General features: G+C 32.8%; 17 protein-coding genes and 2 pseudogenes. 3 read left to right on the top strand and 16 right to left on the bottom strand.

The features are described from left to right. Positions 1-30 precede the first annotated feature (30 nt). The 5 genes from FLAK523_RS09060 to FLAK523_RS09080 all read right to left on the bottom strand — a co-directional run bounded on the left by FLAK523_RS09060 (position 31) and on the right by FLAK523_RS09080 (position 6,806). Entirely contained in the window at positions 31-1,221 is a 1,191-nt protein-coding gene (locus FLAK523_RS09060) for a TIGR03862 family flavoprotein (RefSeq protein WP_248902794.1), read from the bottom strand. Between the two features lie 83 nt (positions 1,222-1,304). Next, complete coding sequence (locus FLAK523_RS09065; RefSeq protein ID WP_248902795.1) at positions 1,305-2,435, bottom strand: Rieske 2Fe-2S domain-containing protein; 1,131 nt, start codon at positions 2,433-2,435, stop codon at positions 1,305-1,307. A 3-nt stretch (positions 2,436-2,438) separates the two neighbouring features. After that, on the bottom strand, positions 2,439-4,256 hold the full coding sequence (locus FLAK523_RS09070) for a Rieske 2Fe-2S domain-containing protein (protein ID WP_248902796.1): 1,818 nt from the start codon (positions 4,254-4,256) through the stop codon (positions 2,439-2,441). A gap of 576 nt (positions 4,257-4,832) precedes the next feature. Then, positions 4,833-5,957, bottom strand: a complete 1,125-nt coding sequence (locus FLAK523_RS09075; protein ID WP_248902797.1) for a two-component regulator propeller domain-containing protein — start codon at positions 5,955-5,957, stop codon at positions 4,833-4,835. Positions 5,958-6,293: 336 nt separating this feature from the next. Further along, positions 6,294-6,806 (bottom strand): VOC family protein, encoded by a 513-nt coding sequence (locus FLAK523_RS09080; RefSeq protein WP_248902798.1) that lies wholly within the window; start codon positions 6,804-6,806, stop codon positions 6,294-6,296. Positions 6,807-6,963: 157 nt separating this feature from the next. On the opposite strand from FLAK523_RS09080, the gene FLAK523_RS09085 reads away from it, so the two are divergent. Next, entirely contained in the window at positions 6,964-7,239 is a 276-nt protein-coding gene (locus tag FLAK523_RS09085; protein WP_248902799.1) for a helix-turn-helix domain-containing protein, read from the top strand. A gap of 184 nt (positions 7,240-7,423) precedes the next feature. Beyond that, positions 7,424-7,903: a hypothetical protein gene (locus FLAK523_RS09090; RefSeq protein ID WP_248902800.1), complete on the top strand. Its 480-nt coding sequence runs from the start codon at positions 7,424-7,426 to the stop codon at positions 7,901-7,903. A gap of 249 nt (positions 7,904-8,152) precedes the next feature. Here the strand turns inward: FLAK523_RS09090 and FLAK523_RS09095 are convergent, their stop codons facing one another. The 7 genes and pseudogenes from FLAK523_RS09095 to FLAK523_RS09125 all read right to left on the bottom strand — a co-directional run bounded on the left by FLAK523_RS09095 (position 8,153) and on the right by FLAK523_RS09125 (position 14,201). Then, positions 8,153-8,359: a DpnI domain-containing protein gene (locus tag FLAK523_RS09095; protein ID WP_248902801.1), complete on the bottom strand. Its 207-nt coding sequence runs from the start codon at positions 8,357-8,359 to the stop codon at positions 8,153-8,155. Further along, complete coding sequence (merTP, locus tag FLAK523_RS09100) at positions 8,359-8,958, bottom strand: mercuric transport protein MerTP (protein WP_248902802.1); 600 nt, start codon at positions 8,956-8,958, stop codon at positions 8,359-8,361. Before merTP ends, FLAK523_RS09095 begins: the two co-directional genes overlap by 1 nt. A 55-nt stretch (positions 8,959-9,013) precedes the next feature. Then, positions 9,014-9,142, bottom strand: a pseudogene (locus FLAK523_RS09105) (transcriptional regulator); the annotation flags it as partial. A 32-nt stretch (positions 9,143-9,174) separates the two neighbouring features. Beyond that, positions 9,175-9,381: pseudogene (locus FLAK523_RS09110) on the bottom strand (cystathionine beta-synthase); the annotation flags it as partial. A gap of 10 nt (positions 9,382-9,391) precedes the next feature. Continuing rightward, entirely contained in the window at positions 9,392-11,098 is a 1,707-nt protein-coding gene (locus FLAK523_RS09115) for a GAF domain-containing hybrid sensor histidine kinase/response regulator (protein ID WP_248902803.1), read from the bottom strand. A gap of 405 nt (positions 11,099-11,503) precedes the next feature. After that, the gene (locus tag FLAK523_RS09120; protein ID WP_248902804.1) at positions 11,504-13,360 is read right to left on the bottom strand and encodes a PLP-dependent transferase; all 1,857 of its coding nucleotides are present in this window, start codon (positions 13,358-13,360) and stop codon (positions 11,504-11,506) included. A 193-nt stretch (positions 13,361-13,553) separates the two neighbouring features. Next, entirely contained in the window at positions 13,554-14,201 is a 648-nt protein-coding gene (locus tag FLAK523_RS09125; RefSeq protein WP_248902805.1) for a class I SAM-dependent methyltransferase, read from the bottom strand. Positions 14,202-14,451: 250 nt separating this feature from the next. Between FLAK523_RS09125 and FLAK523_RS09130 the strand changes: the two genes are divergently transcribed. Beyond that, positions 14,452-14,937 carry a hypothetical protein gene (locus tag FLAK523_RS09130; protein WP_248902806.1) on the top strand — a complete coding sequence of 162 codons (486 nt, stop codon included), beginning with the start codon at positions 14,452-14,454 and terminating at the stop codon, positions 14,935-14,937. 87 nt (positions 14,938-15,024) lie between these two features. Here FLAK523_RS09130 and FLAK523_RS09135 read toward each other — a convergent pair whose 3' ends face one another. From FLAK523_RS09135 to FLAK523_RS09150, 4 genes are all read right to left on the bottom strand, one after another. Then, on the bottom strand, positions 15,025-15,213 hold the full coding sequence (locus FLAK523_RS09135; RefSeq protein ID WP_248902807.1) for a hypothetical protein: 189 nt from the start codon (positions 15,211-15,213) through the stop codon (positions 15,025-15,027). Between the two features lie 166 nt (positions 15,214-15,379). Then, on the bottom strand, positions 15,380-15,952 hold the full coding sequence (locus FLAK523_RS09140; RefSeq protein WP_368670289.1) for an ASCH domain-containing protein: 573 nt from the start codon (positions 15,950-15,952) through the stop codon (positions 15,380-15,382). 112 nt (positions 15,953-16,064) lie between these two features. After that, a complete protein-coding gene (locus FLAK523_RS09145) occupies positions 16,065-16,364 on the bottom strand; it encodes a type II toxin-antitoxin system RelE/ParE family toxin (RefSeq protein ID WP_248902808.1) in 300 nt (99 codons plus the stop codon). After that, complete coding sequence (locus FLAK523_RS09150; RefSeq protein WP_248908083.1) at positions 16,364-16,609, bottom strand: type II toxin-antitoxin system ParD family antitoxin; 246 nt, start codon at positions 16,607-16,609, stop codon at positions 16,364-16,366. The genes FLAK523_RS09145 and FLAK523_RS09150 overlap by 1 nt, the downstream gene beginning before the upstream one ends. Positions 16,610-16,813: the final 204 nt, after the last annotated feature.

Consider the following 16,813-nt stretch of genomic DNA (forward strand, 5'->3'; position numbering starts at 1 on the left):
AGTTTTAAATAGTGTTTGCTATTTTTGAAATTAATTGATAGTATTCAAATGGCGTGCGAGATGGACTCCCATAGAAAAACAAGCTTGAAGTAAATATCCACCCGTGGGTGCGTCCCAGTCCAGCATTTCTCCTATACAGTATTGATTTTCTATTTTTTTTAATTGGAAATTTTTATCCACAGTATTTAGTCGTATTCCTCCTGTTGTAGATATGGCATCATTCAATGGGGCCTTACCCGTGATTTCAATAGGCAGTCTTTTAATGTTTTGTACAAGCAGATCCCGATTCAAAAATATTTCTTTCGAAAGCTGGGTTTTTAAAAGATCGATTTGTGCCGTGCTTAATTTAAGCTCTTTTCGTAGTATTTCAGTTGGTTTTTTTGAGCTAGACTTTTTAAACTTATCTCTTAAAAGTTCTAGTGATACTGTAGGTTTTAAATCTAAAAATATAGTAGCCTTTTGAAAGCTGTTAAGTTCTTCGCGAATTTGGGGACTAAGGGCATAAATTGCATTTCCTTCAATACCAAAACCTGTAATTACCACTTCCCCTTTTTGACTCTTATTCAAACAGCTAATAGCTATGTTTTTAAGAGGGCTGCCTTCGTGTTCAGCAATAAAACTTTTCGGCCAGTTAATTTGATAAGCACAATTAGAGACTTGAAACGGAGTGACAGCTATTTCTTTTGTTTTGAATAAGTCAATCCAAGTGCCATCAGATCCTGTTACTTTCCAGCTGCCACCGCCCAAGGCAAAAACGGTGTAATCAGATAGGATTTCAATTTCTGTATTGAAAACAGGGTCTTGATTTTCATTCCATCCAGTCCAGTTGTGTTCGTATTGAATTTTAACCTCTTGCTTTTCGAGAACCTTTAGAATGGCTTTAAGTACCGCTATGGGTTTAATTCCGCTTTCAGGATACATACGATTACTACTGCCTATGAAAGTGGGAATGCCAATGGTATTGATCCAATTGATAAAATCATTGTTGCCAAAATCGAGGAGTGCTTCTTCTAGAAAATCAGTAGGGGTGTAGCGTTCAATAAATTGGTCAATTGGTTCGGAATGGGTTAAATTGAATCCCCCTTTTCCTGCCACAAGAAATTTTCTTCCCAAGGTTTTATTTTTCTCGAAGATGGTGACATTAAATTTTGTACCATCCAGGAATGCGGCGAGTAAAAGTGCCGCAGGTCCTCCCCCTATAATTGAAACTGTTTTCTTCACTTAGCAAAAATACTGTTTGTTTAAGAATTAATACTGAAAGAGAACTTTTTAATTATATAAAGGATTATTCCCTAATCAAAATACTATAAATTCATATCCTTATTTTCAATATCAGAACTTGGTGAATCCGTAGGTTTTGGTAAAGGCGCATTTATATTATTATGCTCTACATTTTTTATTTGTTTCAGCAGTTCTACACAATTATCTATAATTTCCTTTGTGGTGCGGTTTATGTATTCACTTTTTTTAAATTGCAATACATTTTTGTCCATATCTTCGGCCGTCCAGCCACGACTCCAACCCAAAAAACTAAACGGCGGAAAAGTAAAACCTAGGTCGGTAAAGAAATACATCATTTGTCCTGCGACTTGTTGAATGTTATCCTGTCCGCCGGTTATAATAAAAGAGGCCAGTTTGTTTTTCACCAAAATTCTATTGTTGATTGTAATTTGGTTTTGCACACAATTTAACCTTTCGGCCATTTTATAATACAATGCAGAAGCATTTCCCCACCGGATGGGAGTTGCTACAATTACAATGTCAGCCCAAAGAATCATACTTTCATACACTTCGGTCATACCATCATTTGGATTCATTTCAGTAATGCTGCAAGGCCAAGTACAAGCGTGACTGTGTTGCGAATAATAGCCCTCACAATTACGGAATTCCAGTTCCCGTAGTTTTACTATTTTGGTAGCCGCGCCATATTTTTCTTTTGCATAATCCAATGATTTTTCTAATGCATTTTCAGAAGTTGAAAAACGCGGTAATTTGGCCGACATATTAGTGGTACTGATCCCTAAAATGTTCAGGCTGTTCTCGGATGTTTGGTATTTTAATTTTATTAAATCATCCAGTAAAGGATTGTCGTGAAATGCTTTGTGTGCCTTTACGATGGGTTCTTCGCTCACCATTATATTTTCACCCTCTATCTTTAGGTCATAAACAGCTTGCTGATCTTTATAACCTGGAGGGGAACTTCCTGTTTCAATGTTATATTCCCATCCGTGCCAGGGACAGGTTACATACAATCCATCATACTTGGTACATACGGCACCCAGTCCTAATGGACCCGATCTGTGTAAGCAGGCATTGGCCATAGCCGACATTTTTCCGTTGTAATGAAAAAGGGCCACTTTCCTATTGCCAAAACTTACTGTTTTTTGTGAATTGTTTGGCAACTCGTCTTTGGTACAAGCTATTAAGTAATTCATATTTTAAAGTATTAATCGTTTTATGTTTTTGGTGTTGATGTAAAAAATCTGCCAATTTTCATACTTATATAGGGAACCTTTTATTGCAATGGGTTCTGCAACAAAATCAAGTATTTCTTTGTTTATTTTTTCTCCATTCTCACCCAGTAAAACAGCGTATTTTTTCACCCCGTTTTGGTTATAGGCTATCATAGGCATTATACCGCCACTAATGCAACGTATGGCACAGCTGCGGTGGGGTTTTCCTTCGCCAGGATTCATAACTCCCAGATAACATTTTGGGTCGATAATTTCTCCTGTAATAATTTGTTCTCCCAGTAATACGGGATGGCTTATAATTTCAGACACAGTATTTTTGGTAGGTAATAATGAAGCCAGTTCTTCACTCAGCTCCATTGCATTAACACCGTCTCTGGTTATGATAGTTCCTCTAATTGTTGCTGTACAATTCGGTTTTTTATTGCACCAACTGGCAATTAGAGTTTCTGCACCAAATTTCGAGGCATTAACCAGTGGCAGTACTTCTAATTTTGGATTTCCAAAATCATCTTTTCCTTTCACGAAAATAATATGGGGAAATGGAAGGTTGCTTATCGTACCCGTGTATTGGGCAACTTCGTTGTATTTATACTCCGAATTAGCAATTCTTTTTTGTGAAAAGCTGAATGTAATAAGAAACAATAAGCTTATGGAAATGGCAGGAAATAAAAATCGTTTTAAAGTTTTTATCGAATCTCTATTTAAGTTTCCTAACCAGCCAATATAAAAATTGTCTTCGTTTGTGAACTTTGGTGTTTCCGTAAATTGGAGCGGTTCTATAAAAGTACCCTCGACTAATGCTTGTGGCAAAACGAAAATTTTATTGCCAACTAATTTTAATTGATAAGTAGCGATTTTTTCGGTAAATGGGGCAGGAGCTTGTCCATTGTGAGCATGGTATTGATACCCGTGCCAGGGACAAGTAATGCATCCATCTATTATCTTGCCTTCGCCTAACGGACCGTTTTGATGTTTACATTCATTATGCACGGCACTTAACTTTCCATCATATTTAAAAACAGCAATACGTTCCTTGTTCACATTCACCATTTTTGCCTTGTTGTTTTCTATTTCATCTGTTTTGCACACATATTGCCAACCATTTTCCATAATTGGTTTTTGTTTGTCAAATTTATAAGAAAGATATCCTGCCCAAATATGCACAATAGAAAGGAAAACTAATCCACACCAGATAAACCCATACACCAATAGGTTGTTTTCTAACTGCAAAACACCTAAAACTATATGTAGAATAATTAAAAAATAAGCCGCATAAACTAACATGTGCAAGGTTTTCCACACTTTTGGTTTTAGTGCCGCCAACCAAAAATCATGACTAGTGAATGCCATTACCATTAGAATAAGATAAGCTGCAAAGCCAAGCGTTTGAAAAGGAAAAAAGAGAAATGAATTATAGTGGGTGTTGCTCGTAAACAAGGATAGTAAAGGGTTGGTGTTTCCATTGGCATGAAACCAGAAAACACTCAAAATAGCGTGTACGCTAACCACTAAAAATGTACTTACACCTAGATGACGCCTGTTGTAAAGCAAGGGTAAAAAAGCAGGATTGATTCGGCAAAGCGGTCCAATGCTCAAAATCATATGTAATAATACAATGCCCAGTAAACCAAAAGAACGAATAACAACCGTGACGACGTTCGCATTAGGGAATAATAACAAGTTAGCTGTAGATGAAATAAATAGAAACAACACGATAAAAGCCCATAGCACAATATCATATTTTTTTTTACTTTTATTCCACATGATTGCTTTGTATCCCATAATCCTATTTTAGTTAAACTGATTGATAGTTACACTTCCAGAATAAGCTATTACTATTGTCACTATAAGAATAATGCCAATTACAATCCACATATAAAAATGATATTTTCGTAAGGAGCGGGTCATAGGTGAGTAATGTTTTTTTTAGTTATTAATAAAGGCCATAATAATACACTGCCACCAAAAATCAGTAATTTAAACAACAAAGAAGTATGCAGTGCCAACTCATCAATTTTCTTTATTTTATAAAAAACAAAATAGAGAGCAAAGAAGAGACCAATGAACAAATAGACGTATAAAAAGTAAATGAGTATCATTTCACATTTATAATTAATAGTTACGGTTAGTTTTAGGTGCTCGTGAATTTAGAGTTTTTGTGGAATTGAAAAGAAATAATGTTGCAACGTATTGCTAGTCAATTATATCAAATATACAAAACAAACTTTAATTAAATGTTATAAACTGAATTTCGTGAGATAAGGCTTTGAATGCAGATAAGGTTTTTTAGGAGCACAAAAATTGCCAAAAAGAGAAAAAAAACGATTCAATTCTTTCACTGAGAATTCATCTGCTTTTTTATTTTGTCCAAGGGCCATTCTTGGTAATATTGACAAAGGATTTACCGTTAAAACGAAAAAGTCCTGATACACCACCAAACCACATTCTCCCTTCTTGATCTTCTAAAACACTCAATATTCCGGGATTGTTAAGACCCTCTTTTTTATTAAAATTAGTAAATGATTTTCCATCAAAGCGGTACACGCCAAAACGTTTTCCTGTCACCCAAATGTTGTTTGATTTATCTTGATATACATCCCATATTTCTTTACCGGAAAGGACTTCTTGTCCACTAAAAGGAGTAAATGATTTTCCGTCAAAACGACAAAGTCCATTATGGGTTGTGCCAAACCACATATTCCCATTCGAATCTTCAATAATGCGATTCACATTGTTGTTACACAATCCCTCTTTCTCTGAGATATTTGACAACTTTTTTCCATTATAAACATATGCTCCACCGTTGGTTCCAAACCACATTCTTCCTTGACTATCTTCTATAATACAATGAACTATCTTAGCACTTGTAATGCCTCTTGTCATATCTGGTTTAGCCTCTGGTATAGCAAAAGGTTTAAATTCATTTCCATTATAATAACAAGCTCCTTGTAAAGTACCTATCCATACTATTCCATTACGGTCTACTGCAATACTCCAAACATCATTATTTATCAAGCCATCCTTTTCATAATAGTTTGTAATAGCTTTTCCATCATATTTACTGACACCTCCTGTATGTCCAAACCAAATATTGCCATATTTATCCTCCGCAATATCTTTTATTGTTACCCCTTTACCTATTTGATTTTTAATTTCGTCAATTTTATCTAGTGTGACACCATTGTAACGGTATGCGCCACTTTCGCAACCAAACCAAAGATTCCCCTTTTTGTCTTGAATTACTTTACGTACGACTCTATTAAATTGTTCATCATTAATTGAATAGAGAAACGGTGCACTAAAATTTTGGTTATTTTGTTGAACTGTTTTTCCAATTGAATCTGTTTTTGATATAATAGTAGTATCCTGTTGTCTATTTATTTTATTTTGACCATTACACGAAAGGATGAAAACTGAAAAAAGTAGCCATAAATAGTTCAATGTATTAACTTGATGAAGTTTTCTTTCTATTCTTTCTTTCATATTTTTTAATGTTATGATTTTTGAAATCGGGTTTGTTCTTTCATTAATTAGGTTAGTCAATTTCGCCTTTAAATTGATGTTTCAAAATGAACTTATTAGTACAATAAAATTCATCAGCTTGGGAATATCAATAATTATGGCATAATATTAAAATACACGATTACATCTTCATTCGAAACTACGTTTCATTTCCCGGTTAGATTCTGGGAATAGAGCTTTCCAGAAAACAATATTATAAGTAATAAATCTTCCTCATTAAATCCGGTTTAAAGCAAAATAGCTTATTTTAATTAAGTACTAAAATAAGCTATTTTATATAAAGTCCACCCAATTGTTTTATTTCGAATAAGCACCTGAAGAATAGGTCAATTCATAACTATGCGTGTAGATTTCGAAAACAATTCCAAAAGGGTCTTCGACATAACACATTTTGAAAGGCTTGTCATTCGGGTAGTATTCTCTAATAGGCATTCTTTGCTTTCCTCCATAAGATACAATTTTATCTATTAAGGCTTCAATATTTGGATCTTGGACACAAAAATGAAAAAGACCTGTGTTGAAAGGATTAAATTCAGGTGCTTCTTTAACTCCGTTTGGAAAAGAAAATAATTCAATCCCAATTCCATCCGATGTTGAGAGATGAGCAATTTCAAATTCTTCCCATTCTTCCCCAAAAACGTCAATACACATTTGCCCAATGGCGGTTTCTTTTTCTTTTTTTACTTTAGAAGGTTCCATAATTACATACCATCCCATTACTTCTGAATAGAATTTTACGGCTTCTTTTATATTTGGAACCGTAAGGCCAATATGCGAAAATGATTTTGGATAATTTGTATTTGTAGTCATAAGTAATAATTTAGATTGCGAAATTAATCTATATTTGCCTTTTAAGCAATAACTTACTAAAAAGCAATATAGTTACCTAAACGAGTAAAATAATGATTATCAATACAATAAAATTATAATTTTGACTAAAGATAATAGTTGCCCTTTAAATTACACTATGAATTTAATAGGAACAAAATGGAAACCTCTAATTTTATTTCATTTGTTAGAAGCTGATTTACGCTCAGGAATATTACAAAAGAAAATCCCAGGCATATCAAATAAAATGTTTACTCAAACAGTGAGAGAGTTAGAGAGGGATGGGCTTGTTTTAAGAACCGTTTTTCCTGTAGTCCCTCCTAGAGTGGAATACAAATTAAGCGAAAGAGGCAGATCACTTGAGATGATTTTAAGAAGTTTAGATAAATGGGGGTTGGAGGATAACCAGAATTAATAAAATCGTTTTTTTTATGTTTTAGGCACTGAGTATAAGAATGAAGTTATAGTAAAATGTTTCAATATCAACTCAAAATCAGCAATTTGTGAAAGCGGAAGTCAGCTATAATGTTATCCTAATTTATGGCGAGTTTTCTTAAAATGTCTCTTTAATTAGTTAACTTTATTAAAATACTAAAGTTATGTCAAATATATTTAAAGTAATTCTCTGCATTGTTGTTTTAATGCAAGTTTCGGTTTTGGGCGCTCAGAATTTGAATGAGTCAAAGTTGGAAAGAAATGTTCCTTTAATTGTTCTTGAAATATTCGACCAAAAATTTCCTTCACAGGATCCTGTTTGGTTTTCTAGATATCAAGGAAGATTTAATGAAAAATTAGTTTTTGAAGGAAAGTTTATTTTTGACAATCGGTACTCCATTGTTGTTTATGATATTAATGGAAATCTTTTGGCTTTCGCTGCAACAATTGATAATAAAGAAATACCAGACAATGCAATCAAGTATATGACTGAAAATTATCCTTCTTTCCCTATTGTGGAAGCTTTATTAGTGACTCGAGGAAAAGAGGAAGTCACATATGAAATTGGAATTTATATCGATAATCAATTTGTGATACAAGTATTTACAAAAACAGGAGATTTTATAAAAAGTACAAAAGCGTAATTTTTTGAAGGTTTTTAAGCTGACGAACAACGCTCTTGTATATGGAAAACAACGATTTTTAACGCACTAATTTTTCGATTATACTCAGACTATAAATTATATAATTCATTTCGGTTGTGTACTCAAAACGCTATTTTTATATAAGTTGTTTGCTACTGACATTTACCTTTTAGCTTGGTTTTTAGTGCTGGTAAAGAGATATACTTCTGTGATTTTTGGCTGGTTCAAATTGCAAATGGATTTGACTTTTTAACAACAACTTTTATTCTCTTGGATTGGTGGACAAGGTACTGTTCCGTAGGAGCAATAAACACAACAATCTCCTTCTTTTGGTTTCAAAATCGTTTTGCAATTCTCACACTCGTAAAAGAATTGACAAGCGTTTGTTGGCATATCTTCCACTTTTTTATGTCCGCAGTTTGGACAAGTGATTTCTGATTTCAATTGGACTTTCATTAGTTTTCTTTTTTGTTGGTTACTTTGTATCCTGTTGAGTTAATTGCTTTCTCAATTTCCATTTCATTGGTTTTCGTTCTGTCAAATTCAATGACTGCATTTCCATTTTCGTATGACGCTTTTGCGTTTACAATTCCGTTGAGTTTATTTACTTCGAGATTTACGTGTTCTTCGCAACTGGCACAGGTCATTCCACTAATTTTAAATTCAATTGTTTGAATGTCCACTTTATCAACTACGATTATTTGTTTTTTGGTGTTAGGGTAAAAAATTCCAGAATAATAAGGAAAAGCCAACATTACAATTGTAAACACAGTTACTATTCCTAAAAAGGTTTTTGACTGCGTAAATTTGGGTTTTTCGTCCGTTTCGCATTCACAGTCGATTTCCTTTTGAGGTTTTAGTTTTTGATACCAAGCAAAAGCAAGGACCAAAATTGTAAGCCCAATTAGATACGGTCTAAAAGGCTCTATCCAAGAGAATGTCGAAGCAAGTCCGCTTGTACCAGCAATTAGAGCCAAAACAGGTGTAATACAGCATAACGAAGCTGTAATTGCAGTTAACAAACCTGCACCGATTAATTTATTTTCACTTTTCATATCGGTTCTAAAATTATCTTTTTATCAAGTGTTTCAAAATTTCTTGAGTATCTTAATCGGTTTCGAATAAATTTCTGTCTTTCCTTTTTCTCATATGTTGAGAATTAGCAGAAATGTTCATTCTAGGAATATCGCTTAAATCAAAAAAGCAAAGTCTTTTTTCCTCAATACAAAGGTAAAGTATTCAAGCCTTACCTTGTTTCAAATAAATGATAGTTAAATTTCTCCAACAAATTTTAAAAAGACTTTTTTCATGAAGTTCAAGATCCATATTTGGAGAATGAGCTACACGGGCAATATAATCTTTGTCACCTTCTTTAGTTGTTCCTTGAGTAGAGGTTGCAGGTATCTCCAATAACATCCTTTTAACGGACCATAACTCACGCAATACTTACTTTCATTTGGGATTTCAGATAGCATTATCTTGAAGCGCTTAAAAAAAGGTGTTTATCATGGCCATTAATTTTTCTTGATTAATTGGTTTGGAGACATATGCGTTACATCCAGCCTGTAAAGCCTTATTCTCATCTTCAGCCGATGCGTATGCAGCCTGAGCTATAATGATAACTTTTTTATTAAATTTTCGAATTTGACGTGTCGCTTCTAAACCATTTGTTTCGGGCATTTGTATATCCATTAAAACCAAATCAATATCCTGATTGTTTTGACAAACTGCTATGGTTTCTGAACCCGTTTTAGAAAAAACAATATTTTTGGATATTGGTTTAACAGTAATATTTAGCAACATTTTCGATGGTTCGTCATCTTCTGCAATTAAAATATTTAGTTTCCGAATAGGATCTTCTACACTAACAATTGAATCCTCAATTTTCACATTTTCTATTTCTTTGGAATCGGTGTCATATGGAAGTGTAAAATAAAATATAGATCCTTTATCGGTTTCGCTTTCCAACCAAATATTTCCTCCAAGCATTTCAACATAAGCCTTTGTAATGGCAAGTCCAAGTCCCGAACCCTGTAATGCCCTTTTATCTTCTATATCGGCCTGTTCAAAGCGATTGAAAACGGCACGCTGTCTGTTGGCTGGTATACCAATCCCGGAGTCCTTTACATGGAATTCAAGATATTTTTCTTTTTTAATACATCCCACACTGATTTTTCCTTTGTCGGTAAATTTTATAGCATTATTTATCAGATTTGTAAAAATGGAATTCAACTTAGTGTTGTCGGTTTTTATTATAATAGGCTCCGAAGTGATGAAGTTATCCACTTCTAATAGCAGCGCTTTTTCCAGACATCGGAGTTTGAAAAAATGGTGTAAATCATTTATTTGTTTTGTAATATCAACCTCCTGAATTGAAACAAGCATTTGTTTGGCCTCTATTTTTGAAATATCGATAATATCATTAATAGTATTGAGCATCCGCTCTCCACTTATTTCAATAATTTTAATGTATTCCTGTTGTTCTTCTCCTGTAAGTCCTGGTTCCTTCAATAAATTTGAAAAACCAAGAATTCCATTCATGGGTGTTCGAATCTCGTGGCTCATATTAGCAAGGAATGCTGATTTTAATCGATCACTTTCCTCTGCTTTTTCTTTGGCTATGGTTAATTCGTTATTTTTTAAAATGAATTCGTTGTTAATTTTAGAAAGTTCATTATTTTTTGAAATTAAAAGATTTTCGAATAAAAGATTTTCTAGTTCATGGGCCGTTTTAATTGCTACAATTTGAAGCGCTAATTCAATTATTTTTTTATCAAGTATAGGCTTGCTATCCATTATTGCAATTAGGCCTATTGGATCTCCATTAGAACTCCATAATGGAATTCCAATATAACTATCCACATTCATTTGTTTTAATAAATCATCTTGAGGAAATAAATGTTGAATGTTTTTCTCATAAGTACATAATTTACTTCCTATTACATTTTCACATGGGGTGAATTTTAGTTCATAGGTCATATTTGGAAGAAATGTACCTTTATTATAAATTGCAATAGTTTCAGCAAAATTTGGGGTTAAAATTGAATATTTATCAATTAGAACATAATCAACATTAAATAAATCACCTAAGTATTCTGTTAATGAATTAAGAAAAACAGTCTTATGTTCTTCCTTCCCTTTATTGGAAACAAAATCGAGTGATTGTTCTATAATTTTCTGATAATAAGTATTCATTTTTTAATTATATGAAAATAGTTAAAGTAATTTATTGATATGATTTTTCATATCAGTATTGATTATAACGTCTGAGTGTGTATGTAGTATGGAATTTCGGGATATTTTCTTGTCCACAGACACCGCAATTTGAGCTGTGCAGAATATTTGAATTGCCCCAGAAACTATATTAAATATACTCTTTATTTGTACCCCGTATTATTAGATTACGACTCGGAACCTATATAAAATTCTAAAATACAATTTTTAGGTTACAAACTGTTTTTTTAAGGCGTTATTTTTCCATAGGGGAAGTAACTTATAGGCGGATTGCCCCTAAGCCACTAATACGTCGAAAGGTGTAACTCTAAAAAGGTACTGAATAAAATAAAAAAAAAGGGAGGCGCTTACGGCCTCCCAATGGATCTAAATATTTTCAACAAATTTTAAAAAGACTTTTTTATGAAGTTCAAGATCCATATTTGGAGAAAGAGCTACACGGGCAATATAATCTTTATCACCTTCTTTAGTCGTTCCTTGAGTAGAGGTTGCGGGTATCGTCCAATAACATCCTTTTAACTGGCCATAACTCACGCAATACTTACTTTCATTAGGGATTTCAGTAATCATTAAGTTGATTAATTTAAGGTTTAACTCCCTTTTATATTCTTCTTTTTCTTCAGCAGTATTCCCTTTAGTGGGAAGATCCAGTGAAAACACAGAGGGAGTAAACCCTTGTTTTGCTAGTTCTTCAGAAACAAAATTGATTTTAGCGGCTGGCAAAACCTCTTGAATAAAGTTTACAAATTCACGTGTGTTCTTATAAGCATCCTCAATTCTTTGATTCATTGAAGGCATTTGTTTGGCTAATATTTCATATTGAAGAGCTGTAGCCTCATTGTCGCAAAGGATGAGATGCTTTTCAATTTTTTCCATCAAAGCTTCCGTTTTCGTATTTCCTACGCAGTAGCCAGCAGTACATTGCCCGCCACTTGGAAATTTTGATCCACTAGCAAATGAAATCGTCCTAACGGTTGAGAGTATTTCGCCTTCACCTAAAAAGTGAACATTAGGACAAAATGTTTGATCTAATATAAAAACGGGATCTATTGCTATTTCACCAGTTGCAGTTTTACGCACTTTACTTAAAACAGCTTTTAATTCTATAAGTTCAGGTACTTCAACTCTAGGATTTGTTGGAATTTCAGCGATTATATAAGGGATAGCGTCTTCTTGCGCCATTTTATTTAAAACGTAATCAATACTTTGAACCATATCATTACCGCCGTCAACTGCTAAATCTAATACTTCAACATTATCAATACAAGCAGCAACTCGTCTTGCTTGGTCATTGGTACCACCATAACAATTAGGGGGAACAATGATTTTTATAGCCTTTCCTTTGTGCATTTCTTGAGCATCGTGAATCAGCCCCATTAAAATCGCATATTGAATCGATAATCCACTTGAAGCAACTAGTGCCTTTGTGTTTGATCCGGTAATAGTTGCAATAGATTCTAAGACAAGTGCTTTGTCTTTCTCGATATTGCTTTTTTTAGTTTCAAAAGAGGATTTTTCTATTAGAGAATGCAATGCAGTTAGACAATTAGCTGGTGTCATTGCAATTGTTTCTCTTCTTCGTACGTGCTGAATTTCTGAAATATAACTTTCGTTTTGTTCGCCATTCACTAATAAAACACTTCCAAGTGGAGAATGAAGGTTGATGAAAAAGTCAATCCCGATAGCTATCGGGAGGTTGAGATCGCTAGTGCTAATTTCATCCTGTTGTGAAATGAAAATGGTACTGCCGTTAAATACTGGAATGGCTGACGCTTTCTCAACTTGTTTTAAATCAAATTTATAACCGTAAATATTCCTTAATACATCAGCATCAAAAAACTCAGGTAACTCTCCTGTATAAAGGATTTGGGTGTTTTTATTATCTAATAAATTTTTTCTTAAAATTGCCAAAACAGGAATCGTCTTCGAAGAAAAACTAATTACATTTTCTGGTTTTATATGATTAAATTTAGCAATAACCCATTCTAGAACACACGATAATGGATGGCCTAAACGGATATAGTCATATGCAGTGGGCAATTCACTTAGTACTGATGATTGATAATTATTGTTGTTATATAAGGTTTCAAACTGTTCCAAAAATTGAGTTTTAGCCAATTTTTCATCATAAATATCTAGTCGATGGGTTGTTATATTCAACCAGCCCGCTGGCATATTTTCTAATACTTTTTTAATATAATTAATCATTTTATTGTCTTCCATTATTTTCACCTTTATATAGGCCTGCAAGATACATTAATTAGATATGTTTTAAAAGAGTACTAATCGTTTTGTTGTATTATGGCTGACTTTAGTAAATGTAAATTTGGGTGAATTTGTGAAAGGATTTTTCGAAAGAAAATAAGAAGATAGCAAACGAGTAACTCACATTGGTTAAGCAAAAAGCAACAATTAATTATACACTGTGTTGCCCATCGTACTTTTTTCGCAATACTATTCCAATTAGTCGTGGAATTCCAATTTTATTTTCTTCGTCAAACCATTCTTTTAATTCCACCAATTCAAATCCGTTTTCGGTCGCAACGTTCAAATATTCCGAAATGTGATGAGCATAAGTTTCTAGTTCCTGTGTTCCGTTTTCGGTTTCAAATTTGGCTTTACTTCCGGAGTATTGTTTGAATGGATGAAGTTCGCTGATAAAGAAAATCCCACCATTTTTTAATTTCTTATTTGCTTGGTTAAAAACAAAATCTAAATCTTTGATATGTTCAAGAACTAAACTACAGGTTATTAAATCAGCAAAATCATTTTCAATATGCCATTCTGCTGTTAAATCTGCTTTTAGAAATTCCGCTCTTTCGTCTTGAATTTTCTCTTTGGCTTTATTCAGCATTTCTTGCGAAAAGTCCATTCCGATAATCTTATCCGCTTTTTTTAATAGGTAACTTGTGTTTTTTCCTGTTCCGCAACCTAATTCTATAACTTTTGAAAAGTCAAATTTACTCAGCGTTTCGATTGTAGATTTCGTGTCTAAATCTCTCGTTTTATTCAAGTTAGTGTCATATTGGTCAGCCCAAATGTTATATGCTTTTTCAATGTTCATTTAAGATACGATTGGTTTTTCTGTATTATTGGCTACGGTTCGCTGCTTTGAGATGGTGAGCTTTTTTAGTTATTTTTTATCATAGTATGTGCTATCGGTTTTTAACTTGACTTTAAAGATAAAAAAGTAACTTTGAATAAGCGCTAAAAACGCTATTATCTATAAACGGTGTTATGTCGATTAAAATTGATGTACTTTAGCAGTTAAACTATATCAAGAGATGAGACATTTAATGAGTAATACCAAATTTATGAAACTATCAAAATCATTTATGATAGCTATGATTATTATTTCTTCAATATCTTGTTCTTTTTTACGTGATAATGCTGTTAATCTTGCCTATGATTTAGAAGCAGCCTCTAAAACACTTAAGCCTCTTAAAATTGGAAGTGAGTATGTTATCAATTTTGAACCTGCTGATACAGAAGCTCCATTCACAATATTAATATTATCAGAAAAGGGAGTGACTTTTAATGAATTAATTGAAAAAGGACTTGATCCTCTTTTAGTAGAGGATTTATTTCCACAGCTGTCTTATATTGATTTAAAGAATGGAGCCACAAGTGTTGTATATCAAAACGGCACAATTAGTTTTACCACTTATTACAGGCGTTTTGTTGATGTCGCTACTACTCAAATAATTAATGGTAAAGGGAATACTGATATTCTTGTGAAAACTATAGGAGTTGCACCAGGAAACCTTTCTAATGAAGTCTTATTAATTGAATTACATTAAGGTATTAGTTAGAAACCTCTTTGTCTTATAAATAGGTTATAATAACGGTTTGTTTATGAAACGTAGCTTTTAATTCCGCTTTGATTTTTATTCAGCGTTTTTTCTTTGTTTTTTCCTATCACGAATTTTTAGAGCCATTGCTATAATCACTAAAACACTTCCAATAATTCGCATCCAAAATCCTAAATTCATTTCATCTGACGGGAAAATAAAATTCAATACGATTAATATTAAACTCGCAACAATTAAAATTAAAGGTAAATTATCTTTTTTCATTAATTAAATTTTTAGTTTTGAGTGTGTTACGCAATGAATGGCAACGTTTATGTATATGGACAGTTGCGGGTTTGCTTGCGAGGATTTTTCGAAGGGTAATCAAATGTAGCAAACACGTATCGACCTTTGTTTTAGTACTAAACCGCAATTATTTTTATACAGTGTTTTAATGCTTTTTACTACAGGTAGATGACTTAAATTGTTCGCACACAATTATCATATTTTCGTCAAATTCCTCATTAAAAGGTTTCATTTCTCTTGTATAATAATCTTTATGAACCTTTTTCCAATACCCTAACGTTTTATCACCTTCTCCTTCAATTTCAGCAAAATCAGATGTAATTTTGTTGTAAGGAACTTGGTCTACTTTAGTTGTTTTAATTACTGCTTTAGCATTTCCGCTCCAATCTGTTATAATATATTGGTCTCCAACTTTCGGAAGTGACTCATTATTTTTTTCATACCACCATAATGAAGTTGCTGTTGCTCTTTTTATTCCTTTTACAACTAAATCAGCACATTCATTGGCATCAAATTCATTATCACAAAAGTAGAAGGAAATAGGTGTTTTTAGACTTTTATTTTCAGGGTTTTCAGCGATATAATTTTTCCATAGAATTTTAACAGATTTTTTGTTTTCTTCGACATCTTTCATATGATTTTCAGTGTTTTCAGATTTGCAGTTAATTAATAAAAACAAAAATGGTAGAAGAATTATCTTGGTTAAAATACTATTCATTGGTTTTTGTCAAATGCATTACGTTCTGGTACTAAAGCGGGTTTGGTACTAAATTAAGCCCAATTTTCTGATTTGCCAAAATATCCTAAATCCGTTGTAGTAGCTATTTTATTTATTCCGCTAATCGGTTTTCAATATCCATTCTTTCGCATAAAACTCTTACGACTTCAATTACATTAGTTTTGTCTTTTCTAAAGAAAATTAAATGTGATTTTACTTTTGAATATTTATATGATTTTTTAATTTTTCCAAAGTCACGCCCCATTTCAAAATTATCTACAATATATTCAATTTCATCAATAATTAAGTTATAATATCTATTTGCTTGTTCAACTGACCAATTTTCTGCTGTATAAATCCAAATGTTATTAATGTCTTCTAATGCCTTTTCACTAATTATATACTCTGACATTATTTTTGAAAATTAGCTTTTAGCATTTCAAGATTTTTATTGCGGTCAAAATTTCTGATTTTGCTACTCTTTTCACCGATTTTTAGTTCATTGATTAAAGATTTTGTTTTAGTTTCTTCTTGCTCGAAAATTCTTAAAGCAGTTCTAACAACTTCGCTAACTGAACTATATTTTCCTGTTGAAATTTGTTCCTTAATGAAATTTTCAAAATGGTCTCCTAATAGTATTGATGTATTTCGTGCCATAATTTTTTTTATCAAAGATACCAATAATTGGTATTAGATTCAAATTTTTTAGGTTTTTGTGTAAAAATTTAGGCTAACGGTTTTGGGCTTGGCGAAGGTGGCGATTTTCACCACAAATGTTGATACGGAGAAGCAAACTTTGATTAACCACAAAACTGACTGTGGAGCACTGAACCGCCACTTTTGCCAAACCCGTGTGTGTGC

Origin of the sequence: Flavobacterium sp. K5-23 (genome assembly GCF_023278045.1) — a bacterium.
Lineage (GTDB): Bacteria > Bacteroidota > Bacteroidia > Flavobacteriales > Flavobacteriaceae > Flavobacterium.